This window comes from Paenibacillus sp. FSL H3-0469, assembly GCF_038051945.1.
Lineage (GTDB): Bacteria > Bacillota > Bacilli > Paenibacillales > Paenibacillaceae > Paenibacillus_AQ.
In genome coordinates this window covers 3,948,498-3,972,852 of the sequence record NZ_CP150302.1, presented here as the reverse complement: position 1 = coordinate 3,972,852, position 24,355 = coordinate 3,948,498, and the positions used below count along the sequence as shown (strand labels likewise).

Sequence of the window (24,355 nt, the reverse complement as noted above, 5' to 3'; positions counted from 1 at the left end):
CGGTGGAGGGGCATAAGCCAAGTGAGATGACTTTACTGATATGTATTGCACGGGCGTCGCATGCTTCAGATCTGGGACTTAAGGTGTCGGAGATCAGCCGTTTCCTGGGACTGACTCCGCCAACGGTAACCCAGCTGATTAACAGCCTGGAAGCCAAGAAGATGGTAGAACGGCAGGCAGATCCGTCTGACCGCAGGGTAGTGCGCATCAAGTTGACCGAACAGGGGAAAATTATTACCCGCAAGGCCAGGGACCATATGGACGCCACACTTCACAGGATGGTGGAGTATTTAGGTGAGGAAGAATCTGATCAACTGGCGGAACTGCTGCTGAAAGTCTATGCCTTTATGGAGGATAATCCTCCGCCTAATCTAGACCGGCTACAAATGAACGGAGATGAGAAGCTTGATTAAATTAATGAAACAACTGAAGCCCTTCCGCTTGGCCGTCGCAGGGGTATTGATTCTGGTATTCCTGCAGTCCATGGGGGACCTGTATCTCCCCACCTTGATGAGTGACATTATCGATAAAGGGATTGTGGACGGAGACCAGCCGTATATCTGGAGAATCGGCGGCTTCATGCTGCTGGTGGCGGCCGGAGGCGTGCTGTGCTCTGTTATTGCCAGCTATCTGTCAGCCAGAGTGGCGGCCGGCTTCGGGAAGAATACCCGTTCCCGGGTGTTCAATCATGTGGAGAACTTTACGCTCCATGAATTCGATAAGCTGGGCACGGCCTCATTGATTACACGTACCACTAATGATATTACACAGGTTCAGACCGTCCTGACTATGATGCTCCGCATGATGGTCGGTGCCCCGATGATGATGATCGGCGGGATTATTATGGCGGTGTCGGAGGATGCCAAGCTCTCGCTGATCTTTGTGGTGGTGATTCCGCTGCTGGTCGGAGCGATATTTTTCATCGGAATGAAGGGGCTTCCGCTGTTCAAGGCGATCCAGATCAAGCTGGACAAATTAAATCTGGTGCTGCGCGAGCATCTGACCGGTATCCGCGTCATCCGCTCGTTCAACCGGATTGAGCATGAGAACAGACGGTTCAGTGCAGCGAACCGCGATCTTACCGATACGGCGATTAAAGTCAACAAGGTGATGGCGGGACTCATGCCGCTGATGATGATTGTCATGAACTTCTCGATGATTGCCATTCTGTATTACGGCGGAATCCGTATCGGCGACGGCGATCTGCAGGTGGGTTCCCTGATGGCATTCATTCAGTATGCGATGCAGATTATGTTCTCGCTGATCATGGTATCGATGATGTTCGTGCTCATTCCAAGAGCTTCAGCTTCAGCGCTGCGTATTAATGAAGTGCTGGATATGCAGCCTGAGATTAAGGACCCTACCTCTGCAGAACTGAAGACTACGGCTACAGCGACTCATGCGGACGGCCGTGACGAGATGCGCGGGTATGTGGAGTTTGACAATGTATCCTTCGCTTATCCGGGTGCGGAACAGGCGGCCTTGTCGGGAATTACCTTCAGTGCGCGCCCCGGTGAGATTACTGCTATTATCGGCGGAACCGGCTCAGGCAAGTCCACGCTGCTGAACATGATTCCGAGATTCTATGATGCTGTAGAGGGTACGGTAAGTGTGGACGGTGTGGATGTGCGCCAGATGACGCAGGAGGATCTGCGCAGCAAGATTGGTTATATTCCGCAAAAAGCCGTGCTGTTCACCGGTACCATCAACGAGAATATCCGTTACGGCAAAGAGGATGCTACCGAGGAAGAGATTCTTCATGCCGCCAAGGTGGCGCAGGCCTATGACTTCGTCTCGGCGATGAAGGAAGGCTTCGATTCAAGCATCTCCCAGGGGGGCGGCAACGTCTCCGGCGGCCAGAAGCAGCGCCTGTCGATCGCCCGTGCCCTTGTCCGCAAACCGGAGGTGTACCTGTTCGACGACAGCTTCTCCGCGCTGGACTTCAAGACGGATGCCAAGCTGCGGGCTGCTCTCAAGGAGGAGACTACGGAATCTACTGTCCTTATTGTGGCACAGCGGGTAAGCACGGTAATGGACGCAGACCGGATTATCGTACTGGATGAAGGTAAGATTGTCGGAATGGGCACGCACCGTGAGCTGCTGGACAACAATGAGGTGTACCGCGAGATCGTATCCTCGCAGCTGTCAGAGGAGGAAATAGCATGAGTGAACAGAACAAAGCAGCGAAGCCGCCGCAGGGCGGCAGACACGGCGGCTTCGGCGGCGGGCCGGGCGGCGGTCCCGGCATGAGAATGCCCGCCGAGAAGGCAAAGGATTTCAAGGGCACCCTGCGCCGCCTGGTCCGGTATTTGCGTCCGCGCCAGGTCCAGCTGATTATTGTATTCGTGATGGCGATTGCCAGTACCGTATTCAGTATTTTCAGCCCCAAGGTCATGGGGAAAGCAACGACCAAGCTTTTCGAAGGTGCTTATGGCAAGATGATGGGCGTGCCTGGAGCTAAGATTGATTTTGGCTATGTGAATGATATTCTGATCCTGCTGGCAGGCCTGTATCTGTTCAGTGCGCTGTTCAGTTATATCCAGCAGTATGTAATGGCCGGTGTGGCACAGAAGGTTGTATACGATATGCGTGAGCAGATCAACAGCAAGCTGGAGCGGCTGCCGCTGAAATATTTCGATTCCCGGACCCACGGGGAGATTCTCAGCCGGGCGACCAATGATGTGGACAACATCAGTACTACCCTGCAGCAGAGCTTGACCCAGCTTATCACCTCCATAGTGACGATTGTCGGGGTTATTGTGATGATGCTGACAATCAGCCCATGGCTGACCCTGATTACGATTGTTACGTTGCCGCTGAGCTTCGTAGTGATTATGCTGGTCACCAAGCGCTCCCAGACCTATTTCGTCGGACAGCAGAAATCGCTGGGCCAGCTGAATGGTCATGTGGAGGAGATGTATACCGGGCACCGGATCATCAAGGCTTTTGGACGGGAAAAGAACTCCCTGAAGGACTTCAATGCCATCAATGAGGACCTGTATAACTCCGGCTGGCGCTCCCAGTTCATCTCCGGGATTATTATGCCGCTGATGATGTTTATCGGGAACCTGGGGTATGTGCTGGTGTGTGTGGTCGGCGGGATCTTCGTGACCAAAAAAGCGATCGATGTCGGCGACATCCAGGCGTTCATCCAGTATTCGCGCCAGTTCACCATGCCGATTACGCAGACCGCGAATATCGCCAACATCATCCAGTCCACCATCGCTTCGGCAGAACGTGTATTTGAACTGCTGGATGAGGAAGAGGAAGTCCCTGAAACGGCAGCTACACTGGCGAAACGTTCAGCAGATGCAGAAGAGGGCTCTGTGGAATTCCGTCACGTGCAGTTCGGCTACAAGCCGGGTGAACTCCTGATTGAAGACATGAACATCGAAGTCACTCCTGGACAGACCATCGCAATTGTAGGACCAACCGGAGCCGGCAAAACCACGCTGATCAACCTGCTCATGCGCTTCTATGAGATCAGCGGCGGGGAGATTGTGATCGACGGTGTGAACATCACCGATATGAAGCGCAGCGAGCTGCGCAGCAAATTCGGTATGGTGCTCCAGGATACCTGGCTGTTCAACGGGACCATCCGCGATAATATCGCTTACGGCCGGGAAGGGGCTACGGAGGCTGATGTGGTGCGGGCAGCCAAGGCTGCGCATGCCGATCACTTCATCCGTACGCTGCCGCTCGGGTATGACACGATTCTGAATGAAGAGGCCTCCAACATCTCCCAGGGTCAAAAGCAGCTGCTGACCATCGCCCGGGCGATTCTGGCCGATCCGTCCATCCTTATTCTGGATGAAGCAACCAGCAGCGTAGATACGCGCACAGAAGTGCAGATCCAGAAGGCGATGAACACGCTGATGCACGGCAGAACCAGCTTCGTGATCGCTCACCGCCTGTCCACCATCAAGGACGCCGATCTGATCCTGGTGATGAACCAGGGCAGTGTCATTGAGAAGGGCACCCATGTGGAACTGCTGGAAGCCGGCGGCTTCTATGCCGATCTCTATAACAGCCAGTTCTCCGGGGATGACCTGCCGGACGCAGGCTGATCTGAATTTGTAATAGAATAGTCCTCTGAATACAGCCGGCTGTAGACCACAGCCAACTATAACCAGCGTTCATGCAGAGCGTCTTCGGACATTCTCTGTATGAACGCTTTTTTTTGCAACTAACCGAACTAGGTCAACCCCCCCTTCATTCCTGCCCAAAATACAACAATTCCCGTATTCAATCCACCGAAATCGGGAATTGTTGTATAGAAGGCATAATCCCTCGCCTATACATCGGGTATAACTCAAAGTTCCTGTATTTTGTGCAACAATCTTCCGAATACCCGGGTTACTGGGGGGAAGAAGCTGCTTTAAATGCAGCATTTCCTTGAATCGCACCATATGAGGATATACCGGTGACGGCGCGGCAAGGGCTACTATTACAGCATCAGATTTTAAACGGTGGATAAGTTTGTGAAACTCAGAGGTGCGTTTACTGAAGCTCCATCCCCCAGGGGAGTCTGCACCTAACGGACCGGAGAGACGTTATCACCACGAAAACACCCCTTTTCGCAGCATAACGGACTCAGGCGACCTTAACGTCTCGCTACAAGACGTCTTGGAGTGGAAGTGCAGGGGATAAGCTCCATGGTGTCCGTTACTCGCCCCAATGACAACATTCTTCCCGAATAAGAGCGCCTCAGTCCGCTAAGCCGGGTCAAACGCCCGTGAAGAAGAAATCCCACCCTGGAGGTTGTCCCTGAAGGCGAGGTGACCAATCCACTAGCTTAAATTGGATGATTTATTAAGGGTTTCCTATGTTTTTCAAAAAAAGATTTGCTTAAAATTTTCGGGGTATATATGATAAGGATATCAAAATGACCCGCGGCTCATTTTTTGAAATATAAGAATTTATATGTTTCGCACTATAAATTTTCCTTATATTTCTCGCTGAAACGGTGTCGTCCTTTAAAGGACGGCACAGCCGTTTCTGCTTGGGCGGACGGATAGGAGAGAGGATGAAAGGTATGTCGGGCTACGGAAAATGGGTAGCAGGGAGCAAGACCAAATGGATCACGCTACTGGTGTGGATTGTACTGGTTGGGGTGCTTACAATGCTATGGCCTTCGGTGAATTCGCAGGTGGCCAACAATGCTTCCAATCTGCCGGAGGATTCCCAATCGGTGAGAGCATCGGTCGTTGCCGAGAGAGAATTTCCGGCCGGAAGCGGAGTGCCGGCACTGCTCGTCTGGCATCGTGACGGGGGGATCTCAGAGGAGGATCTCGTACATATAACCGCAGTATACAGCAAGCTTGAGCAGCAGCCGCTGGAGCATCAGAATTTTGTTCCGCCGCTGGGCAAGCTGCCGCCGCAGGCACTGCAGGCGTCCTTGTCGGAGGACCGGAGCACGCTCGTCACCCCGGTGCTGTTCGACAAGACAGCGGACAGCGACCAGCTTGGGGAGTCGCTCAAGAGCCTGAAGGAGCTGGTCCGGACGGAGACGGGGACTGACCCGTCTGCTGCCAAGCCGGATAGCAGAGACTTAAGCCTGCGTGTGTCCGGCCCGGTTGGAATCTCAGTAGATGCTACAGGGCTATTCAAGAATGCCGATGTGTCGCTGCTGATTGCCACCGTCATTCTGGTGCTGGTCTTCCTGCTGCTGATCTATCGTTCACCTATTCTGGCGTTGATTCCGCTGGTTGCTGTAGGCTTTGCTTATGGCGTAACCAGCCCGGTGCTTGGTCTGATGGCCAAGGAAGGCTGGATTACGGTGGATTCACAGGCGGTCTCGATTATGACGGTGCTGCTCTTCGGGGCAGGGACAGACTATTGCCTGTTCCTGATCTCGCGCTTCCGCCAGATGCTGAAGGTGGAGGAGAACAAGGGGCGTGCACTGCTGAGCGCCATTTCCCACTCTTCGGGGGCGATTGCGATGAGCGGCTTCACCGTGGTGCTGGCCCTCTTCGCTCTGCTGTTGGCGAAATATGGCGCGTACCACCGGTTCGCAGTGCCGTTCAGCGTCTCCATTCTGATTATGGGAGTAGCCAGTCTGACCCTGGTTCCAGCCTTGCTGGCAATCTTCGGACGGACCTCCTTCTTCCCGTTTGTGCCGCGCACGCCGCAGATGGAAGCGGAGCGGGCCAAGGCCAAGGGCAAACCGGTGCCGCAGCCGCAGCCTGCCCGCCGCAAGGGAATTGGATACCTGGTGGTATCCCGCCCGTGGGCCATTGTCGGAATTACAGTAGTGCTTTTGGGAGTGCTGGCCTCATTTTCCAGCGGAATTAAGTTCACTTATGATATTCTGTCGTCGTTCCCGAAGACTATGGAGTCGCGGGAAGGCTTTGACCTGATCGGCAAGCAATTCTCCCCTGGCGAGCTGGCGCCTGCCAAGCTGATGGTTGATACGGAAGGGTTATCCGGCGGAGAAGACCTGAAATCCGTGCTGAGCAGCCTGTCCTACGTGGATGTGGTCTCAGACCCGCAGCAAGGGGCCGTCAACCCGAAGATTACTGCCTATGATATCGAATTCAAGGACAATCCGTATTCGATTGAGGCGATGGATCATATACCGGCACTTCAGGCTACGGTTGAGTCGGCTCTGACGGAATCCGGGATTGAGAACGCGCAGGATAAGGTATGGATTAGCGGCCAGACCGCTACCCAGCACGATACCAAGGAGATTGGGGAACGGGACACCGATCTGATCATCCCGGTCGTTATCGGCCTGATTACGGTGCTGCTGCTGGTCTATCTCAGATCTGTCGTAGCCACAGTATATTTGGTGGGGACAGTAATTCTATCGTTCTTCTCGGCACTGGGCCTGGGCTGGATCATCATTCATTACGTGCTTGGAGCAGATGCGATTCAAGGGGCTATTCCGCTATATTCCTTCGTCTTCCTGGTAGCGCTCGGAGAGGATTACAACATCTTCATGATCTCGAATATCTGGAAAAAGCGTAAGCATATGCCGCTAAAGCAGGCGATTGCAGAAGGTGTGAATGAGACCGGTTCGGTCATTACTTCCGCCGGACTTATCCTGGCCGGTACGTTCGCCGTGCTGGCAAGCCTTCCGATTCAGGTGCTGGTCCAGTTTGGTCTCATCACTGCGATCGGTGTCCTGCTGGATACCTTCGTTGTCCGTCCGTTCCTGGTCCCGGCCATCACCGTCCTCTTTGGCCGTGCGGCTTTCTGGCCGGGTAAGCATCAGGAGATCAGCGAAGCTTCTGCTTCGGATACACAGCAATAACAACAGGGATGCCCCGCTAAGCCTGACGGCTGGCGGGGTATCCCTGTTTTCTGCGATAAGATGTTTAGGATAGCGGACTAAATGTAAGTGAATAACCGAATACAGTGTGCTGGTGGCGATGACGTGTATGCCGAATGTATGCGAAAAACAGCATACATTGTGGTCGCAAGCAGGCCTATGGAGCAAATGTATGTGAAAAATCCGGACACAATGGATTGCACAGTAATTTTGTCCAGCATATACATAGGATGTCACATAAGAATCTTATCCTTCACGCAGAAAAGGGGACCGTCCTAAACGGCCGGCCCTCTCCACTTATTGCTGCTTAAGAAGCAGGCTAGTCAGCCTGAACGTCCGGAGTGCGGCTGTGCACCAGCTCGTACTTGTCGAGCGAGGAGCCGACAATGGCTTCGTTCCGGCCGGCACCGCGGTGCGAGTCCCGGAAGGCGGGACTAGAGGTCCAGCCGTTCAGTGCCTCCTCATTCTCCCACACGGTGCAGATCTTCAACTCCTCCACGCCTTCCTTAGGAGCGGCGTGCCACACCTCCATACGGATGAAGCCGGGGATGCTCTGCACCCCGTTATCTGCGCTGAACCGTGAGGCCAGTGCTTCACCATGCCCTTCCTTGATCTTAATCGTATTGGTAACTACCAGCATGCCAAGTCCTCCTTGTAGGGCTTTACTTTACGTAAAGTCTGTCGTTATTGCGGATTCGTGGTCCAGATGCCTGCCGTCTTCAGGAAGACGCGGTCAGGCAGCTTAAGCGCAGCGAGCGTCAGCTCAGCAACGTCCTCCGGCTGCATCATCCGGTCCTCGTCCCCGATCTTAAGACCCGCATCGGAAGCAAGGCCTGTATTCACTGTGCTTGGGGTCAGCGCTACGACACGGATATTATGCTTGCGTACCTCCATCGCCAGTGACTCCGTCATGCCCATTAGAGCAAACTTGGAGGCACAGTAGGCAGAGCCTGTGGCGAAGCCGCGTTCTCCTGCGGTGGAGGAGATGTTAATGATATTGCCGCTCGAACGCTCAATCATCGCAGGCAGTGCCGCGCGGGTCACATAATAGGCCCCGAACAGGTTGATCTGCATATGACGTTCCCAGTCTGCCGGGTCCATCTCCAGGAACGTGCCGAACTGGGCGATCCCGGCGTTGTTAATAAGCGCGTCGAAGGGGCCGAGATCCTTCTGCAGAGCCACTACCGCCCGCTCCGCCTCTTCACGTACTGCAATATCGGCTACGGCGATACTGACCTTAATGTCGTACACCTCGGTCAGCGCCGCCTTCAGCGCCTCCAGATCCGCTGAGGTTCTGGAGATCAGCCCCAGGTTGGCGCCTTCCTTAGCCAGCGCCATAGCGAGCGCCTTGCCGATTCCCTTGCCTGCACCTGTAATGACAATACTGGTTCCTCTCAAATCCATAACCTGTCGTCACGCTCCTTATATATAGAATGATGGGTAATTCTAGAAGATACTGTCTATTATACCTGAGCGGCCGGGCACAATCACGCCGGAGCCGCAGCTCTGGCAGTGCTCCTCCCCGGCCCTCCGGACCGTTTGTGCCGCTAATGCCCCGCAGTGACCGGTCATCCTGCTCTAGTCTTCCGGCGTAATTGTCTTAAGCGGCAAGGTCGCCGGACCTTCGAGTACATCGCCTTCATAGGAGAAGCGGGAGCCATGACACGGGCAATCCCAGGAGCGCTCGGCATTATTCCATTCGCATTCACAGCCCATGTGGGTACAGGTTCTGTCCACAAGATGCAATTGGCCCTCAGGGTCGCGGTAGGTACCCACGCGTTTGCCGTCATGGAAGACAACGGCACCTCGATCCGGCTCCAGATCCTTTGTCTTGGTGTGCACAATCTCCACTTTGCCGGCGACCAGCTCCTTGGCAACCGAGAGGTTCTGTACAATGAAGTTCTTGATGGCGGGCACCGCCTTGAAGCGTGAGGGATCATATAACCCGGTGTAGGGGTTGCTGCTCCCCAGAATGCCGTCTGCGATCAGGCGGGCAGCCACGGTTCCGTTCGTCATACCCCACTTCCCGAAGCCGGTGGCGATATAGATCTCCTCGTCCTCGGCGCGCTTGCCGATATAGGGAACCCGGTCCAGCGTGATCAGATCCTGGGTGGACCAGCGGAACGGAATACTGCGAATGCCCAGCAGCTCCCCGGCGAACCGCTCCAGATTCTCATAGTGGCCGAATGTACAGATGCCTTGACCGGTCTTGTGATTCTCCCCGCCGGCAATGACCAGCTTCTTGTCTCCCCATTCCACTGCCCGCAGCGAGCGGACCGGTTCACCGGCACTCAGAAACATGCCGCCCTCATAATCCGTCTCCGGCTCGAACGCCAGACAGTAGGAGCGTTCGGCATGCAGCCTCGAGAAATAGAGGGAGCCGCCGTCATAGAAGGGGAAGTGGGAAGCCGACACCGCATGGCGGCAACGGATCTGGAACTTCTCTCCTTCGGTATGCAGGGTTATCTGTCCGTCTGTATCGACCTTCTCCCCGATCATCGTATGCTCAAATACAGTGCCGCCCCTGTCCAGAACCGCCTGAAGAAGCCCCTTCAGATACTCCAGCGGATGAAAACGGGCCTGATCCGGCATCCGGATGGCCCCGCCCGCGCCCAGCGGCAGGGGCACCTGATCCAGCCACTCTCCGGGCAGTCTTAGCTTACCGTAAGCCTCGAATTCCTTATTCAGAGCCTTGATTGTCTTCTCATCGCCTTGATCCGCATACAGATAGGCCGCCTCCCGTTTCATCCCGCAGGACAGGTCCAGCTCTTCCGCTGTGGCAATCATCCACTCCATGGCCTCGCTGTTCGACTGATAATACATCCGGGCCTGCTCCTCGCCGAAATGCTTCACCAGATCATGATAGATCATGCCGTGCTGGGCGGAGATTTTGGCGCTGGTATAACCGGTAGCCCCGCCGAGAATCTGCCCGGCTTCAAGCAGTGTGACTTTATATCCGGCCTTGGACAGCAGATAAGCGGTAGTAATCCCGGTAATTCCTGCCCCTACAATAGCTACGTCTGTAACATGATCTTCCGCAAGTCTCGGAAAAGACGGCCGCCCGGTGCTGCCTACCCATAATGATTCCGGAAATTGCGGAAGACCTTGCGAACGGGGTTCCTGTGCATTCATAGTATATTCCCTCCTAAGTGATGATCCATTTCATTTATTACCACTCTTCCGTGAAAAGAAACGCTCTGCTTCCCCGGCAGGTGCATGAAAATCGCCAGAAAGTGCCAACCTAAGAAGAAATTCAAGGAGCAGCGGGCGGAGAGGGGGAGGGACCTATGTCAGGACAACAGCATACACAGAGGGTCCCGCTCGAATGGATCAGAAGCCAGCTAAGCGGGTTCGGCGACCTTGAAGACAAGGTTTTAACGATTCCGGCGGGACAGGTCAGCCTGCTCTATATCAAAAGTGTGACAGACGGACAGGCCATCAGCCGCAATATCATTGCCCCGTTCTATGAGATGGGGCATCCCGCAGCCTATTACAGCTATGTGGCCGATTATCCCGGCAGTGAAGAGGTAACAGACGGGCAGCGTGCTCTGGACCTTCTGCTCAGCGGGTATGCCTGCATTGGGCGGGAGGGGAAGCTCTGCTGCTTCGATGTCCTCCGGGCGGAGGCCAGCAGTATCAAGGAGACGATCACGGAGAGCATCAGTCAAGGCCCCTCCGATGCGCTGGGGGAGAATCTGGCGGTGAACCTCAATCTGGTCCGGCGGCGTTATCTGTCCTCTGCGCTCAAGATGGAATTTACCGTCATCGGCAATGTATCCAAGACCAAAGCGGCGATCCTTTACGACGAGAGCCGGGTGAATCATCAGGTGCTGGCGGAGTTAAAAGAGAAGCTGGACTCGCTGAAGCTCGACATTCTGCAGGCTGCCGGGGAACTGGAGAAATATATCAGCAGCGACAAGCTGCGCATTTTTCCCAAGACTATAGTGACCGAGCGCCCCGACCGTGTGGTATTCAATCTGGCAGAGGGCAAGGTAGCGATCCTGCTGGATACGACCGGGTATGCGATTGTGCTTCCGTCCATATTCAATGATTTCTTCACCGCCATGGATGATAAAATCCATCTGCCCTTCGTCGGCCGCTTCCTGAAGCTCCTGCGCATCCTGGGCGTGGCTATGACGCTGTGGCTGCCAGCCTTGTACATTGCCTTCACCTCATACAATCCGGAGATTGTGCGGGTGCAGATCGCCCTGCTGATCGGGGGAAGCCGCGCCACAGTGCCATACCCGTCTTTTGTCGAGGTGATTCTGATGATGATTATGATGGAGTTCCTGACGGAGGCCAGCTTGCGTCTGCCCAGAGCCATCGGCCCTACAGCGACCACGGTCGGCGGTCTGATCCTGGGGCAAGCTGCTACAGCGGCGGGGCTGATCGGCAACATTATGATTATTCTCGTCTCTGTGGTGGCGATATCCAATTTCCTGGTCCCGCTGAATATGATGAGCTTCTCCATCCGTGTGCTGAAGTATTTCTTTGTCATTGCCGCAGCTGTGCTCGGGCTGGTCGGTGTTGTCATCTGCCTGGTGGGGTTCACACTGTACCTGTGCAGCCAGCGCAGCTTCGGCCAGCCGTACTTCAAGATGTTCGCTCTTGATGCGCTGGGAGCGTCACTGAAGAAGAAAAGCGGGGGCTCCTGATGGCAAACAGCCGCTATTTCTACTGCCTGTTTCTCATGAATTCCCTGATCAATATCATTAACTTCACCCCGCGTGAGCTGCTGGATGCCCGCTTCGACGGTGCGCAGTCCTCCATTCTGGTTGCGGTGGGCACGGGCACGCTGTTCATTTATCTGTTCACCAGAGTCATTCATAAATTCCCGGGAAAGGGACTGCCAGAGATCTTCGGTTCAGTGATGCCGAGGCTGCTGGCCTCCCCGCTGATTATCGTATATGCGGTACTCTGGTATCTGGCCGGGGCGCTGATTCTCTTATCCTTTGTGGATATTACCATGCGGTTTATCAGCCCGGACACAGGCACCATGGCAGTCTTGCTCGGGTTCCTGATATTGACCTGCCTCTGTGCCAGAATAGACTCGCTGTCCCTGCTCTATGGACTGGAAATTACACTGGCTATCACCCTGCCCTTAATTGTGTACACGACAGTCAAGGCGGTGGTGAACTCGGACTTTAGCTGGGACGCCGTGCTGCAGATCATGACACATGCCCTGCATCCTCCCGACTGGAACAGCCTTACGGCAGCAACCTTTACATTCAGCGGCTACATTAATATGGCGGTCTTCAACCGGGTATTTCATGGCTTGAAGCTGAGGCATATCTGGATTCTGAGTCTGGAGGGGCTGCTGGTGCTGGCCATCACGTTTTATGTGCCTATCGGATATCACGGAACTGTTGGCGTAGAGCGGCATGTGTACACCTGGTTCACCACAGCGGACAGCATCCGGATCGAAGCGTTTTTGATTGAGCGTATGCTTTATATCTTTTATTTTGCTTACAGCACACTGGCGCTCGTCAGTGCCATTATCCAGTGGCATGTCGGCAAAGAGCTGCTCCTCAGCCAGCTCCCCTCCGCCCCCGGCAGACCTAAGGCCAAGCTGCGGCAAGAGATCGTCATTCTGGCGGTTTTTGCAGCAGCTACTCTGCTCATGATGCGTATAGACCAATACGACCTGAATATGCTCGGGGTATTCCTGCTGCATATCCGCTGGTACGGGGAGCTGCTGCTGATCCTGCTGTTATTCTGGTGCTACTGGATGGTAAGGAGGCGAAGAGCGTGAGGGCGGGGGCAATCGGGACTCTGCTGGTGATGCTGCTGTCCGCAACCCTGACCCTGGCCCTTACAGGCTGCAATTACAAGGATATCGACCGGCGAATCTTCGTGGTCGCTATCGGGATCGATTCCGGCCAGCAGGAAGGGACATTCAAGGTAAGCCTCAAGCTGGCCATTCCCCAGGGCGATGTTACGAAGATTGACGAGAAGATGCAGATCCTCACCGAGGAATCAGAGAGCATCTCCGAGGCGCTGCGCAGAATGAAGTCCAAGGTGGAGAAGGAGCTCGACTATGTGCACTGCAAATCGGTGATTCTGGGGGAAGGGCTTGCCGCGGGTGATATCCGGCATGTAACAGACTGGGCGGTCCGGCGCAGAGACATCCAGCTGATTCTTAATTTCGCCGTGGGCAGGCCGGGGGCGCTGGAGGTGCTTCAGGTTAAGCCGCCGTCAGAGCGCATTCCGTCCAACTCGCTGATTCTGGCAATGAGCGGGCAAGGCACCGAGTCGCCCTTCATCTCCAGTGTGTATTCCTACCAGCTGATGCGGAGTATTTATGAGAATGGGATAGACCCCATATTACCGGTTATTGAAGCGCAGAAGAAGGACCAGTTCCTGATTAACAAGATCGCTCTGCTGGATAAAAGAAAAATCCAGCTGGTCCTCTCCCCGGACGAGACCCGGCTGTTCAATCTGCTGTCCCGCTCCAATCTGCGGACGAACTTCCCCGCCCATATAGGCGGCGGTATGTATCAGTACTATACGGAGAGCTCCTCTTCAAGCTACCGGATTGTTACTCCCGCAGATGAAGATCCCTATCTCCGCTATACCATTAAAATCCGGGCGATCCTGGAGGAGAACAGCACGGCGGAGATCGTCACCCACCATATGCTGAAGGAGATTGGAGAGGCCGGTGCCGCAGAACTGGAACAAGCCGTAACTGCACTGCTGGTCAAAATACAAGGCAGCGGCATGGACCCGCTGGGCTGGGGGCTGCACTACGGTGCACGGCACTGGAATAACAGCACGGAGATGGCCGAATGGAGCAGGCTGTACCCCCGGCTGGGCTTCCAGGTGAAAGCGCAGGTGGAGGTGAAGTATTCCGGCATGATCAAGTAGCGGCGCATTGACGCTTCCGGCATCAGGACTTATACTTGATCTAAAAACAAGTTAGAGGATGATAAAGATGAGAACCCTGAACCTTACCTCTCAGCGTCAAGCCGTATACGATATCGTCCGCAATTCCCATGATCACCCTACTGCTGCGGAAGTCATGAACCGGCTGGTCGGGCAAGGGCATAACCTGGCCTATGGAACGGTCTATAATTCCCTGCGCTACCTTACAGAGAAGCAGATGATCCGCGAGCTGAAGCTGGGCGAGGCGGCCAGCCGGTATGATGCGCGTCTGGACGACCACCAGCATATTGTCTGTGAAATCTGCGGTGCCGTGGATGAAGTGATGAGTCAGGTTCCGCAGGAGTGGAGCGATTCGGTGGCGGCGGATACAGGCTATTCGATCACTCATACCCATGTGGTATTCGGGGGAATCTGCCCGGCCTGCCAGAGCAGGAACTCACGCCAGAACTAGGACGTTTGTATGAGCTGCGAGGGTCCGCATAGTAACCGGATATAATAAAAGACCGTTTTCATTGAAACGGTCTTTTTGCTGTGCTCCTATAAAAATCATCAATAAATATAGGGAAATTATCATCAATTACCGGAAAAAAGAGGGTTTCGGGGGCTGATATTTAATTATATATTAAGCCTGCCGCCATGATCCATCTTAAGACCCATGAAGAAAGAGAGAGTGAGTCCATTATATGAATAAAAAGGTGCGTCTGAACATCCGTACAAAGCTGATTACTACCTATCTGCTTGTCCTGCTGGTACCGAGCATCATTATAGGCTGGTTAACCTATCAATCGGCCAGCAGCACCATGGAGGAGCAGCTTACTAATAATGCCCGGGAAAGTGTAATTGCAGTGAATCAGATCATAAGTTCCAATATTCAGTCGAAAATAGATGATATCCTCTATTTTGCCGGACAGCTTCCGGCAGATTCCATTAATAACGAGGCAGCCGGACTGGCGGCGCCTGCATTGGAGAGCAGATTGAGGGAGTATGCGGCGCTGCATCCCGATGTGCTTGATATTTATGCCGGAACCAGCAAAGGCAAGAGCATCCGCAGCGCAGAGCTGGAGCTGCCGGAGGGCTATGATCCCCGCAAGGAAAATACATATATCAATGCGCTTAAGCAGGGCAGCGGCACAGTGATCTCTCCGGTATTTCAGACGGTGAAGGGGGAGAGCGCCATTGCAGTATCGGCGGTGCTCGCGGGCGGAAACGGTGTAGTCAGCCTTGATCTGGATCTGTCCTTCCTTGCCGGTATGACGAACATCAAGGTCGGCCAGGAGGGCTACATTTTGATTATCGACAGCAGCAAGAAATTCCTGGTTCATCCCACAGAAGCAATTGGCGCGGAATCCTCGCTTGACTTCGTGAAGCAGATGTTCGGGAGTGAGAGCGGCAGCTTCGATTATGTATATAAGGATGCACCCAAGAAGATGACCTTCATGGTGAATGAGCTGACGGGCTGGAGAATCGGAGGCACCTTCAGCTTGAATGAGATTACGCAGGCAACCAGCGACATCCGTGAGACAGTCTGGCTGGTCATCTCTGTGTCAGTGCTGCTGGCGCTGGTGCTGATCTATTTCAATATCGCGTCGATCCTGAAGCCGCTGATCCGCCTGCGCAAGGCAACCGAGCGGATTGCCGGCGGCGACCTGTCGCAGGATATCGGGGACTTCCGGGGAGATGAGATCGGCCTGCTGGCCGGGAATTTCCGCCTGATGGTAGAGAATCTGCGGCAGATGATTATCGGGGTACAGACTATGACGGATAATGTCTCTTTCTCCGCTGAGCAGCTGAGCGCGGGGGCAGAGCAGACGACCAAAGCAATAGAACATGTTACAGTGGCCATCCAGGAGGTGGCAGCCGGCACGCAGCAGCAGGTCAGCAGTGTACATAAAGGGATGGCTAGCACAGCTGCCACCACCACTGAGGTAGCCCATATCTCGGAGTTCATGAAGCAGGTGTCGGTAATGATGGACAAGACCTCGCTGTCAGCTGCGGAGGGCAATGATTCGGTCATCAGCGTAGTCGACAAAATCAACGGCATTCATGAGACCGTGGAGGAGATGGGCGCGGTTATCGATCAGCTAAGTGAGCGGGTCGGGCAGATTCAGGGGATTACCGGTGTCATCTCGGGAATCTCGCGTCAGACAAACCTGCTGGCGTTGAATGCTTCTATAGAAGCGGCCAGAGCGGGGGAGCAGGGGCGCGGGTTCGCGGTAGTGGCCTCGGAGGTCCGCAAGCTGGCGGAAGAATCCGGGAAGTCGGCAAGCCTGATCTCCGAACAGGTTGCCTCTATCCATGCAGAGATGATCCGGGCTACGGCATCCATGGAGGAGGCGAAGAGCAAGGTAATGGACGGCATTATGGCTGTGGATACAACGGGACGTTCGTTCTCGCGCATCCGCAGGGCAATTAAAGGGGCCGCGGAGACCATAGGCGGGATGAACGAAGGCGTTCAGACCCTGACTGCAGAAGCAGACAGTCTGGACCAGGCCATCAGCGAAATCCGCGGCATCACCGAGGCTGCGGCAGGCAGTACCGAGACGATCTCGGCAGCAGCCCAGCAGCAGCTTGCCTCGGTGGAAGAGATCGCCTCTTCCTCAGCCGACCTCAGCCGCCAAGCCGATGAACTGCAGCAGCTGGTCGGGCGCTTCAAGCTGCACCCGGGTAACCAGTAGAGCCTCAAACCTGCACGTGTGAGAATTACTTTTAACTCATCGCTTGCGGAGGGTTTACCGTGCCTGAAGATAAGCAGAATTCCTGAGGTCAAATATACGGTCCGGTCTTTTCTTTTACCTCACTTTGCAAGTATACTGATAAACAACAATACGGGGTGATGAAGGGGAGAAGCGTTCATGGCAGAGCAATTAAAGGGCATTACCGTAGCCCTGGCCGGTCCGCGTAAAGCGGAAGACATGGCCAAGCTGGTAGAGAATATGGGAGGAACCGCGCTGCACCGTCCCGCTCAAGGGACAACCTTTCTGGATGATGCCGCCCTGCGTGAGGGGTTGATTGCCTGGACGGAGCAGCCGCCGGATCTGGCTATTCTGACTACCGGTATGGGGCTGGACGCATTGTTCGAGACGGCTGCGAAGCTTGCGCTTGCAGACCGCTTCCTGGAGGTTCTCTCTGCCTCACCTGTTGCTGCCCGTGGCTATAAGACAGTGAATGCCCTGAAGAAACGGGGGCTTGAGCCGGTCGTGCGTGACGATGACGGCAGCTCTGCCGGACTGATCCGCGGCCTGCAGGACTATGATCTGCAGGGTAAGCGCGTCATGCTTCAGCTGCACGGGGAGACTGCCCCGCAGCTGGTCGGGTGGCTGGAGCAGGCAGGTGCAGCTGTAAGCTGTGTGCAGCCTTACAGGTATACTCAGCCGGAGCCTGGAGCGCTGGAACTGCTGCTTACAGAGATCACGGAAGGTCAGGTGGATGCGGTGGCGTTCACAAGTGCACCGCAATTCCGCTTCCTGGCACAGCATGCGAGGGAGCAGGGGCAGCTTGCGGCGCTGGTGCAGGCTTTTGAAGACAAGGTGCTTGCGGTCTCTGTAGGCCGTATGACCTCGGAGGCCCTGAAGGAAGAAGGCGTGAAGCGGATCGTCATGCCGGAGCACGAGCGGATGGGCAGCATGTTCGTTACCCTGGGCCGCTATATTGCGGCTAACCGCTAGCAGCGGACGTTCAATTACAACTACAAATACAGAGAGAGATGGAGGAGGAGACCTATGGATAAGAGAAAATGCCTGTTGTTAGGCGATTACACACACCCCCGGTTTCACCCGTTGCAAGGTGTGGACAAGCAGGTCAGTGAAATTCTGAATGAGCTTCTGACTGTGCAATGCTCGGAGAACAAGAAGCTGATGCTAAGCGAGCATTTGTCCGGATATGATCTGTGTATCGCATATAATGAATTGTGGAATGAAACCGTATCTCCGCAGCAGACGGCAGGTCTGCTGAGCTATGTCAGCGGAGGAGGCGGTCTGATTGTCCTGCACACAGGGGTATCCTTGGCGAAGCGTTATGAGCTGGCCCAGCTGATCGGTGCCAGATTCACCGGCCACCCGGCCTATACTCCGCTTCAGTTTAAGGTGCAGGAGCATGATATTACCGAGGGCATCGAAGACTTCCAGCTCGATGAAGAGCCGTACCGGTTCGAGTTCGATCCGTTCACCGAGAAGCAGATTCTGCTTGAATACGAAGCGGACGGGGAGATGCTGCCTGCGGCCTGGTGCCACAGCTATGGCCTTGGACGGGTGGTCTATCTGATGCCGGGCCATCATGAGCCGTCGTTCCGGCATCCGGCTGTTCGCCAGCTGATTCTGCGGGCAGCCACCTGGGCGGCGCGTATCCCCAGATAATCAGCAAATAATCAGCAATATCGGTGCTAAGCCCCACTTTGTGGGGTTATTTTGTGAAATGGCGGGCGAAGGGGTATACTTTATCCATAACTGCAATCTTTGGGAGGGAAGTACCATGAGTGATCTGTTGAAGAAAGCTATCTCATTAGGCGTTGGCCTCACCATTGTCAGCAAGGAAAAGGTTGAAAAGGTCGTAGACGAGCTGGTGAAGCGGGGCGAGCTGGCCCCGTCGGAATCCAAGGCGCTGGTGGACCGGCTGGTAGAGCGCGGAGATGAAGAACGGGGTGCGTTCAAGTCTGCCGTGCAGGAGCAGGTTCAGCGGGTTCTGAAGGAGCTTAAGGTACCAGTGCAGGAGGATATCACCAGGCTGGAATCGCGCATTGCCCAGCTTGAGGGCCGTGTTGCCGAGCTGGAAGGCAAGTCACCCCAGGAGACCACCGTGCCGGAACAGCGTACGGAATAAATGGCTGTCCGCATAAGGCATGCCGGACGTTACCGGGCAATCGCCATGGCGCTTATGCGTCATGGCTTCGGCTATATGGTGGAGGAACTGGGCCTCTACCATCTTCTGTCGCTTCCCCGCCGGATCATCACACAGGAGGTTCATGAAAGTGTGACCCTCGCTGAGCGGGTCCGCAGGGTGCTTGAAGAGCTGGGGCCGACCTTCGTCAAATTGGGCCAGCTCGCCAGTACGCGCTCCGATCTGCTGCCTGATGCGATTATTCAGGAGCTGGTCAAGCTGCAGGACAATGTGCCGCCGTTCTCAGCCGAGACGGCCCGCAATATTCTGGAGCAGGAGCTGGACCAGTCCATTGATGCGGTCTTCGAATATTTCGAGAATCATCCGCTCGCTGCCGCCTCCATCGGCCAAGTGCATCGGGCTGTGCTGCATGGCGGGCAGAGTGTAGCGGTCAAAATACAACGGCCAGGCGTCATGCGGACGATGAGCAGGGATCTAGAGATTCTATCGGATCTAAGCCTGCTCGCCGAGCGCAAGATGGACTGGGCCAGGCAATACGGCTTAGCCCGGATGGTCGAGGAATTCTCACGGGCTCTGATGGCAGAGCTGGATTACGCCCAGGAAGGGCGCAATGCCGAGCGTATAGCCGGGCAGCTGACTGCTCAAGATAACGTATATATACCGGCCATCTATTGGGATTTCAGCTCCATCAGGATTCTGACCATGGAGTACATGGAGGGAATTACGCTGAACCGCAAGGACGAGCTGCTGGGCTTGGATATGAAGCTTAAGACGATTGCCCAGCAGTTTGTGGAGATGATGCTGAATCAGATTTTCATTCATGGCTTCTTTCACGCCGATCCGCATCCCGGCAATGTCATGGTGCTGAAGGATGGGAAGCTGGCTCTGATCGACTTCGGAATGGTCGGGCGGCTTAGCGAGGATATGAAGGACGGCCTGTCCGCGCTGGTGATTGCTCTCATGCGCAAGAATACGGACTCGATGGTACGGGCCATTCTGCGCCTGGGAGTGATCCCGGAGGAGGCTGACCGGACGGCGCTGCACGAGGATATGGACCGGCTGCGCGAGCAGTATTATGATATCCCGTTCAAGCAGGTCAGCATCGGCAAGGCGCTGAATGATCTGTTCAGCATTGCCCGCAAGCACCGGCTGGTCATTCCGCCGGATCTGGCGCTGCTGGGCAAGACGATGCTCACGCTGGAGGGCATGGTCGCCAGCCTGGACCCGGCCTTCAGCATTATGCAGATGGCCGAGCCGTTCGGCAGACGTCTGCTCAAGCAGCGCTTCAGCGGAAGCCGCCTGCAGCGCAAGCTGCTGGGCGGGGTGGCTGATCTTGCCGAGAGTCTGGTCGAGCTTCCCGCCCAGGCCCGGCAGCTCTCCTCGCTGATCAGCAAGGGAAAGCTGAAGGTAGAGATCGGGGTACCTGAGCTGCAGGACCTGGAGCATAAGTTCAGCCGGATCGGCAACCGTCTCTCCTTCAGTATCGTGCTGTTGGCCTTCAGCATTATCATGGCCGGACTGATTGTTGCCTCCTCCCTGCGCGGCGAGCCGTCGCTGCTCTGGGACTTCCCGATTGTGGAGATCGGTTCGGTCATCGCACTGCTGATGATTCTGTGGCTGCTGTTCTCCATCTTCAAATCGGGGAGATTCTAGCCGGAAGCGCCGGATAAATAATTATTCTTCGCCGGATGCACACAAAGGCTGCGAAATCAAGTACAATATTAAGATAACTTGCCACAATTAAAGTGTAATGGAACGCAAATGGAGTGCCGTCTGAACGTCCGGTGGATCGCTGCTGCGCCGTATAACCGAACGTTCGACCGCTGCCTTGCGGGCCCATAGGACGGAAGGGCTCCGGTGACGGGGTGCTTCCGCTTTTATTTGAAACGATAAGAATGTGAACGGTACCGTCCTTGTCAAAGGACCTGAGGATGACATCCCCTCTGCTTACCTTGCGTACTTTACTCCGTTACATGGATGAATATAAGTTATGAAATTAGGATGTAACCTGACTGGATACCGGGCCGAGTGACCAGACTTTTTTGAAATGAAAACTTAGAAAAATAGTGAGGTGGAGCAATTGCCGGGTTTTAAAGATTTAGGAGTATCAGAAGTGCTGACCGATCTGCTCAAGGGGCAGGGCATCGTGAAGCCGACGCCGGTGCAGGAAGAGGCGATTCCGCCGCTGGTGCAGGGTCTGGATGTAATTGCGCGGGCGAAGACGGGAACGGGGAAGACACTGGCTTTTCTGCTGCCGATTATGGACAAGATCCGGGTCGAGGCCGCTTATCCGCAGGCGCTGATTCTCGCGCCGACGCGTGAGCTGGCGCTGCAGATTACAGAGGAGGCGCGCAAGCTGGCCCGTCATACGGGCGTGAAGATTCTGGCGGTCTACGGCGGACAGGATGTGGAGAAGCAGCTGCGTAAGCTGGAAGGCGGCAGACATCTGATCATCGGTACGCCGGGACGGCTGCTGGATCACCTGCGCCGGGAGACGCTGGACCTCAGCGGCGTGAAGATGCTGGTGCTGGATGAAGCGGATCAGATGCTGCATATGGGCTTCCTGGAGGATGTGGAGACGATCATCACAGCGGTGCCTTACCGCCGCCAGACGATGCTGTTCTCTGCGACAATGCCGGACCCGATCAAGCGGCTGGCAGCGAACTATATGAAGGAGCCGCTGGATGTCATTATTAAGAGCGGATCGCCGATCCCTCTGGATAATATCCGCCAGCAGGTGGTGGAATGCTCGGACCGCAATAAGGAAGAGGCGCTGATCTCCCTGATCGAGCGCGACCGTCCTTACCTGGCGATCATCTTCTGCCGGACGAAGCGCCGGGCCATCAAGCTGAACGAGGCGCTGCAGGCGGCCGGTTATGACTGCGACGAGCTGCATGGCGATCTGTCGCAGGGCAAGCGCGAAGCTGTCATGAAGCGGTTCCGTGATGCCAAGCTCCAATTGCTGGTGGCTACGGATGTGGCGGCACGCGGCCTGGACGTTGAAGGGATCACCCATATCTTCAACTATGATCTTCCGCTGGATGCGGACAGCTATATTCACCGGATTGGCCGCACCGGCCGCGCCGGAGGCAAGGGCCTCGCGATCACGTTCGCTTCGCCGCGCGAGCGCGACGGGCTCGAGCTGATCGAGCACGGCATCTCCCAGCGGCTGGACCGCCGCCGGTACGAGAAGGATGAATTCGGCGTAGGCGAATTCACCTCGGTCCAAGGCGGCGGCTCGCCGCGCGGGCGGCAGAGCGCGGCGCCTGAAGCGGCGCGCGCCGGCCGTGGCGGCCGCGGGCAGGGCCGCAGCGGCGGTGCGCCGCGCGGCGAAGCCGCAGGGCGTCCGGGCGGGCGCGGACGCGGCGGCAAGGACGCAGGCGGCTGGGGCGCGCCTGCGGAAGGCGGCGGCCGCAGCCGGAAGGACGCGGCCGGAGGCGGCAAGCGCAGCGCGTACAGCGCAGCTGCGGCGCCGAAGGGCGACTCCGCCGGGCCAGGCGCGGCGAAGAAGCCGAGACCTGGCGGCGGCTACGGCGCCTTCGCCAGCGGCGGCGACAGCGCAGCAGCCAGCGGCTATGCTGCGGGTGCAGGTGCGGGTGCCGCCGGCGGACGCGGCGGCAAGGGCGGCGCTGCGCGGGGCGGGGCCTCCAGAGGCAACGCCTCCCAGGGCGGGCCGAGCAGCGGCTACAGCACCAACGTATCGCGGGGCGCAGATGCCGGCGGCTTCAGCTACGGCGCTTCGAAGGGTGCTGGCTCCGGGGCCGGGTATAATCCCGGCGGCGCGAAGTCGAGCCCGAAATTCCGGGCGCATGTAGCGCGCAGCAACGATGCCGGAGGCGGAGGCGCCTCCGCTCCCAAGGGCGGCTCACGAGGCGGCTCCAAGGGCGGTAAGGGCGGCTTCAGCTCGGGCGGACGCAGCGGTGGGAATTCATCGCGCGGCGGGCGCAGCGGAGGCTCCGGCGGCGGTTCACGCGGCGGACGCGGCTCCGCCAGATAAAGGCACTTTACATGTATAGCTAATCCTTGTTACCATAGGGCCGTCGGCGTAACAGCCAATGACTCTATGGTAATATTTATTTACTGAAACCTTTTGGCTATCAGGCCTGTCTAATAGATGCTGCCAGAACATTCGGATATTCGGGTACAAGTATAGAGAGATATAGAAAGTAGCCTGCACTTTTGATCAGCCGGGAATCTGCCGAATTCAGGAGTGCGAGGGTACACAACGTTTAGGAGGATTACACAGCATGTCCAAAACCGCCAAAATTGTCATTCTACTCATCGTCGTCATTGCGGCCGGCTGGGGAATCGGGAAGTATACGGCACCGTCAGCTTCTCAGGAGAACGGAACCAATGTTAACACAGGCACAGATTTGGGAGCCGAGGGGCCGGGGGCAGCGCCTGAAGCTTCGGCAGTACCAGAGCCTACGGATCAGCCAGATCCTGAAGGTTCAGGTAATGGAACATCCGGTAATAATGCTGCGGAGATGGTGGTAGCCGAGCCGGAGAGCATCGCGGTCATGGTCAATAAGCAGTACAGCCTGCCTGATAAGTATAAGCCTTCCGATCTGGTCTACCCGGATGTTCCTTTTATTTTCTCGGAAAAGATTGAGAAGCGCATGCTGCGGCGTGAAGCGGCTGCGGCGCTGGAGGAGATGTTCGCGGGGGCGAAGGCGGACGGGGTCTATCTGGCCGGTGTATCCGGCTACCGTTCGGAATCGACCCAGAAAAGGCTGTTCAATAACTATGTCGCCAGAGACGGTGAAGAGAAGGCCCGCACCTACAGTGCCATGCCGGGACACAGCGAGCATCAGACGGGACTGGCCATTGACCTGTCCGGCAGAGACGGCAAATGTGCAGCCGAGAGCTGCTTTGCAGGGACGAAGGAAGCGGAGTGGCTGGCCGCCCATGCCGCTGAATACGGCTATATCATCCGGTTCCTTGAGGGCAAGGAGGCCATTACCGGGTACAAGTACGAGCCTTGGCATGTCCGTTACGTAGGTAAGGAGATTGCCGCTTCCATCGCCGAAAGAGGGATTACACTCGAAGAATATTATGACGCTGTCCCGGTGTCGAATTAAACCCGCACTATAATCAGGCGGTCCCGCGATTTGCGGGGCCGTTTGTGTGTCTGGGAAGCGGGCGGAGACTTGTCACCAGTATCTGTCCTTCCATTCAGGAAATAAGTGGATTTCATCCAGCTGCTGCGGCGCGATTGAGCTATCCTCCGGCAGCAGTTGGATAATGAGCACTTAATTAATCAATATTCAGCAAAAGTAGTCAAACGCCACCAATTAGATGCTGTTTATCCACTTGCTTCCTGACAATCCGCTGAAACCGGGAAAATAAGATACGTTTATCCACTTG

At 55.9% G+C, this 24,355-nt stretch carries 18 protein-coding genes; 15 read left to right on the top strand and 3 right to left on the bottom strand.

The genetic code is table 11. From position 1 onward, the window contains the following. Positions 1 to 26: 26 nt before the first annotated feature. The 4 genes from NSS83_RS17400 to NSS83_RS17385 all read left to right on the top strand — a co-directional run bounded on the left by NSS83_RS17400 (position 27) and on the right by NSS83_RS17385 (position 7,255). The gene (locus NSS83_RS17400) at positions 27 to 413 is read left to right on the top strand and encodes a MarR family transcriptional regulator (RefSeq protein WP_341183546.1); all 387 of its coding nucleotides are present in this window, start codon (positions 27 to 29) and stop codon (positions 411 to 413) included. After that, positions 406 to 2,166, top strand: a complete 1,761-nt coding sequence (locus NSS83_RS17395; protein WP_341183547.1) for an ABC transporter ATP-binding protein — start codon at positions 406 to 408, stop codon at positions 2,164 to 2,166. The genes NSS83_RS17400 and NSS83_RS17395 overlap by 8 nt, the downstream gene beginning before the upstream one ends. Next, complete coding sequence (locus NSS83_RS17390) at positions 2,163 to 4,067, top strand: ABC transporter ATP-binding protein (protein WP_341346133.1); 1,905 nt, start codon at positions 2,163 to 2,165, stop codon at positions 4,065 to 4,067. The genes NSS83_RS17395 and NSS83_RS17390 overlap by 4 nt, the downstream gene beginning before the upstream one ends. Before the next feature lie 959 nt (positions 4,068 to 5,026). Continuing rightward, complete coding sequence (locus NSS83_RS17385) at positions 5,027 to 7,255, top strand: MMPL family transporter (protein ID WP_341346132.1); 2,229 nt, start codon at positions 5,027 to 5,029, stop codon at positions 7,253 to 7,255. A gap of 337 nt (positions 7,256 to 7,592) precedes the next feature. On the opposite strand, the gene NSS83_RS17380 is transcribed toward NSS83_RS17385, so the two are convergent. The 3 genes from NSS83_RS17380 to NSS83_RS17370 all read right to left on the bottom strand — a co-directional run bounded on the left by NSS83_RS17380 (position 7,593) and on the right by NSS83_RS17370 (position 10,405). Continuing rightward, positions 7,593 to 7,913, bottom strand: a complete 321-nt coding sequence (locus tag NSS83_RS17380; RefSeq protein WP_341183550.1) for an antibiotic biosynthesis monooxygenase — start codon at positions 7,911 to 7,913, stop codon at positions 7,593 to 7,595. 44 nt (positions 7,914 to 7,957) lie between these two features. Next, the gene (locus tag NSS83_RS17375; protein ID WP_036692186.1) at positions 7,958 to 8,677 is read right to left on the bottom strand and encodes a 3-ketoacyl-ACP reductase; all 720 of its coding nucleotides are present in this window, start codon (positions 8,675 to 8,677) and stop codon (positions 7,958 to 7,960) included. Positions 8,678 to 8,851: 174 nt separating this feature from the next. Then, complete coding sequence (locus tag NSS83_RS17370; RefSeq protein WP_341346131.1) at positions 8,852 to 10,405, bottom strand: FAD-dependent oxidoreductase; 1,554 nt, start codon at positions 10,403 to 10,405, stop codon at positions 8,852 to 8,854. A 155-nt stretch (positions 10,406 to 10,560) separates the two neighbouring features. Between NSS83_RS17370 and NSS83_RS17365 the strand changes: the two genes are divergently transcribed. From NSS83_RS17365 to NSS83_RS17315, 11 genes are all read left to right on the top strand, one after another. Continuing rightward, positions 10,561 to 11,928, top strand: a complete 1,368-nt coding sequence (locus NSS83_RS17365; RefSeq protein WP_341183552.1) for a spore germination protein — start codon at positions 10,561 to 10,563, stop codon at positions 11,926 to 11,928. Next, on the top strand, positions 11,928 to 13,025 hold the full coding sequence (locus tag NSS83_RS17360; RefSeq protein ID WP_341346130.1) for a GerAB/ArcD/ProY family transporter: 1,098 nt from the start codon (positions 11,928 to 11,930) through the stop codon (positions 13,023 to 13,025). Before NSS83_RS17365 ends, NSS83_RS17360 begins: the two co-directional genes overlap by 1 nt. Beyond that, positions 13,022 to 14,137, top strand: coding sequence for a Ger(x)C family spore germination protein (locus NSS83_RS17355; protein ID WP_341183554.1), 1,116 nt, complete (start codon positions 13,022 to 13,024; stop codon positions 14,135 to 14,137). Before NSS83_RS17360 ends, NSS83_RS17355 begins: the two co-directional genes overlap by 4 nt. Positions 14,138 to 14,204: 67 nt before the next feature. Continuing rightward, positions 14,205 to 14,606 (top strand): transcriptional repressor, encoded by a 402-nt coding sequence (locus NSS83_RS17350; RefSeq protein WP_341183555.1) that lies wholly within the window; start codon positions 14,205 to 14,207, stop codon positions 14,604 to 14,606. A 232-nt stretch (positions 14,607 to 14,838) separates the two neighbouring features. Next, the gene (locus NSS83_RS17345; RefSeq protein WP_341183556.1) at positions 14,839 to 16,830 is read left to right on the top strand and encodes a methyl-accepting chemotaxis protein; all 1,992 of its coding nucleotides are present in this window, start codon (positions 14,839 to 14,841) and stop codon (positions 16,828 to 16,830) included. Between the two features lie 177 nt (positions 16,831 to 17,007). Beyond that, complete coding sequence (locus NSS83_RS17340) at positions 17,008 to 17,820, top strand: uroporphyrinogen-III synthase (protein ID WP_341183557.1); 813 nt, start codon at positions 17,008 to 17,010, stop codon at positions 17,818 to 17,820. 54 nt (positions 17,821 to 17,874) lie between these two features. After that, positions 17,875 to 18,507, top strand: a complete 633-nt coding sequence (locus tag NSS83_RS17335) for a ThuA domain-containing protein (protein ID WP_036728279.1) — start codon at positions 17,875 to 17,877, stop codon at positions 18,505 to 18,507. 115 nt (positions 18,508 to 18,622) lie between these two features. After that, positions 18,623 to 18,970 (top strand): polyhydroxyalkanoate synthesis regulator, encoded by a 348-nt coding sequence (locus NSS83_RS17330; RefSeq protein WP_341016074.1) that lies wholly within the window; start codon positions 18,623 to 18,625, stop codon positions 18,968 to 18,970. Continuing rightward, positions 18,971 to 20,641: an AarF/UbiB family protein gene (locus NSS83_RS17325; protein ID WP_341346129.1), complete on the top strand. Its 1,671-nt coding sequence runs from the start codon at positions 18,971 to 18,973 to the stop codon at positions 20,639 to 20,641. Positions 20,642 to 21,101: 460 nt separating this feature from the next. After that, entirely contained in the window at positions 21,102 to 22,985 is a 1,884-nt protein-coding gene (locus NSS83_RS17320) for a DEAD/DEAH box helicase (protein ID WP_341346128.1), read from the top strand. Between the two features lie 250 nt (positions 22,986 to 23,235). Continuing rightward, positions 23,236 to 24,069 carry a M15 family metallopeptidase gene (locus tag NSS83_RS17315; protein WP_341183560.1) on the top strand — a complete coding sequence of 278 codons (834 nt, stop codon included), beginning with the start codon at positions 23,236 to 23,238 and terminating at the stop codon, positions 24,067 to 24,069. The last annotated feature ends 286 nt before the right edge of the window (positions 24,070 to 24,355 follow it).

What these genes read in the sequence shown, in the direction of transcription:
- NSS83_RS17400 (WP_341183546.1), top strand. Translation starts at nt 27, where the DNA reads ATGACTTTACTGATATGTATTGCACGGGCGTCGCATGCTTCAGATCTG.
- NSS83_RS17390 (WP_341346133.1), top strand. Translation starts at nt 2,163, where the DNA reads ATGAGTGAACAGAACAAAGCAGCGAAGCCGCCGCAGGGCGGCAGACAC.
- NSS83_RS17385 (WP_341346132.1), top strand. Translation starts at nt 5,027, where the DNA reads ATGAAAGGTATGTCGGGCTACGGAAAATGGGTAGCAGGGAGCAAGACC.
- NSS83_RS17380 (WP_341183550.1), bottom strand. Translation starts at nt 7,913, where the DNA reads ATGCTGGTAGTTACCAATACGATTAAGATCAAGGAAGGGCATGGTGAA.
- NSS83_RS17375 (WP_036692186.1), bottom strand. Translation starts at nt 8,677, where the DNA reads ATGGATTTGAGAGGAACCAGTATTGTCATTACAGGTGCAGGCAAGGGA.
- NSS83_RS17370 (WP_341346131.1), bottom strand. Translation starts at nt 10,405, where the DNA reads ATGAATGCACAGGAACCCCGTTCGCAAGGTCTTCCGCAATTTCCGGAA.
- NSS83_RS17365 (WP_341183552.1), top strand. Translation starts at nt 10,561, where the DNA reads ATGTCAGGACAACAGCATACACAGAGGGTCCCGCTCGAATGGATCAGA.
- NSS83_RS17360 (WP_341346130.1), top strand. Translation starts at nt 11,928, where the DNA reads ATGGCAAACAGCCGCTATTTCTACTGCCTGTTTCTCATGAATTCCCTG.
- NSS83_RS17350 (WP_341183555.1), top strand. Translation starts at nt 14,205, where the DNA reads ATGAGAACCCTGAACCTTACCTCTCAGCGTCAAGCCGTATACGATATC.
- NSS83_RS17345 (WP_341183556.1), top strand. Translation starts at nt 14,839, where the DNA reads ATGAATAAAAAGGTGCGTCTGAACATCCGTACAAAGCTGATTACTACC.
- NSS83_RS17340 (WP_341183557.1), top strand. Translation starts at nt 17,008, where the DNA reads ATGGCAGAGCAATTAAAGGGCATTACCGTAGCCCTGGCCGGTCCGCGT.
- NSS83_RS17335 (WP_036728279.1), top strand. Translation starts at nt 17,875, where the DNA reads ATGGATAAGAGAAAATGCCTGTTGTTAGGCGATTACACACACCCCCGG.
- NSS83_RS17330 (WP_341016074.1), top strand. Translation starts at nt 18,623, where the DNA reads ATGAGTGATCTGTTGAAGAAAGCTATCTCATTAGGCGTTGGCCTCACC.
- NSS83_RS17325 (WP_341346129.1), top strand. Translation starts at nt 18,971, where the DNA reads ATGGCTGTCCGCATAAGGCATGCCGGACGTTACCGGGCAATCGCCATG.
- NSS83_RS17315 (WP_341183560.1), top strand. Translation starts at nt 23,236, where the DNA reads ATGTCCAAAACCGCCAAAATTGTCATTCTACTCATCGTCGTCATTGCG.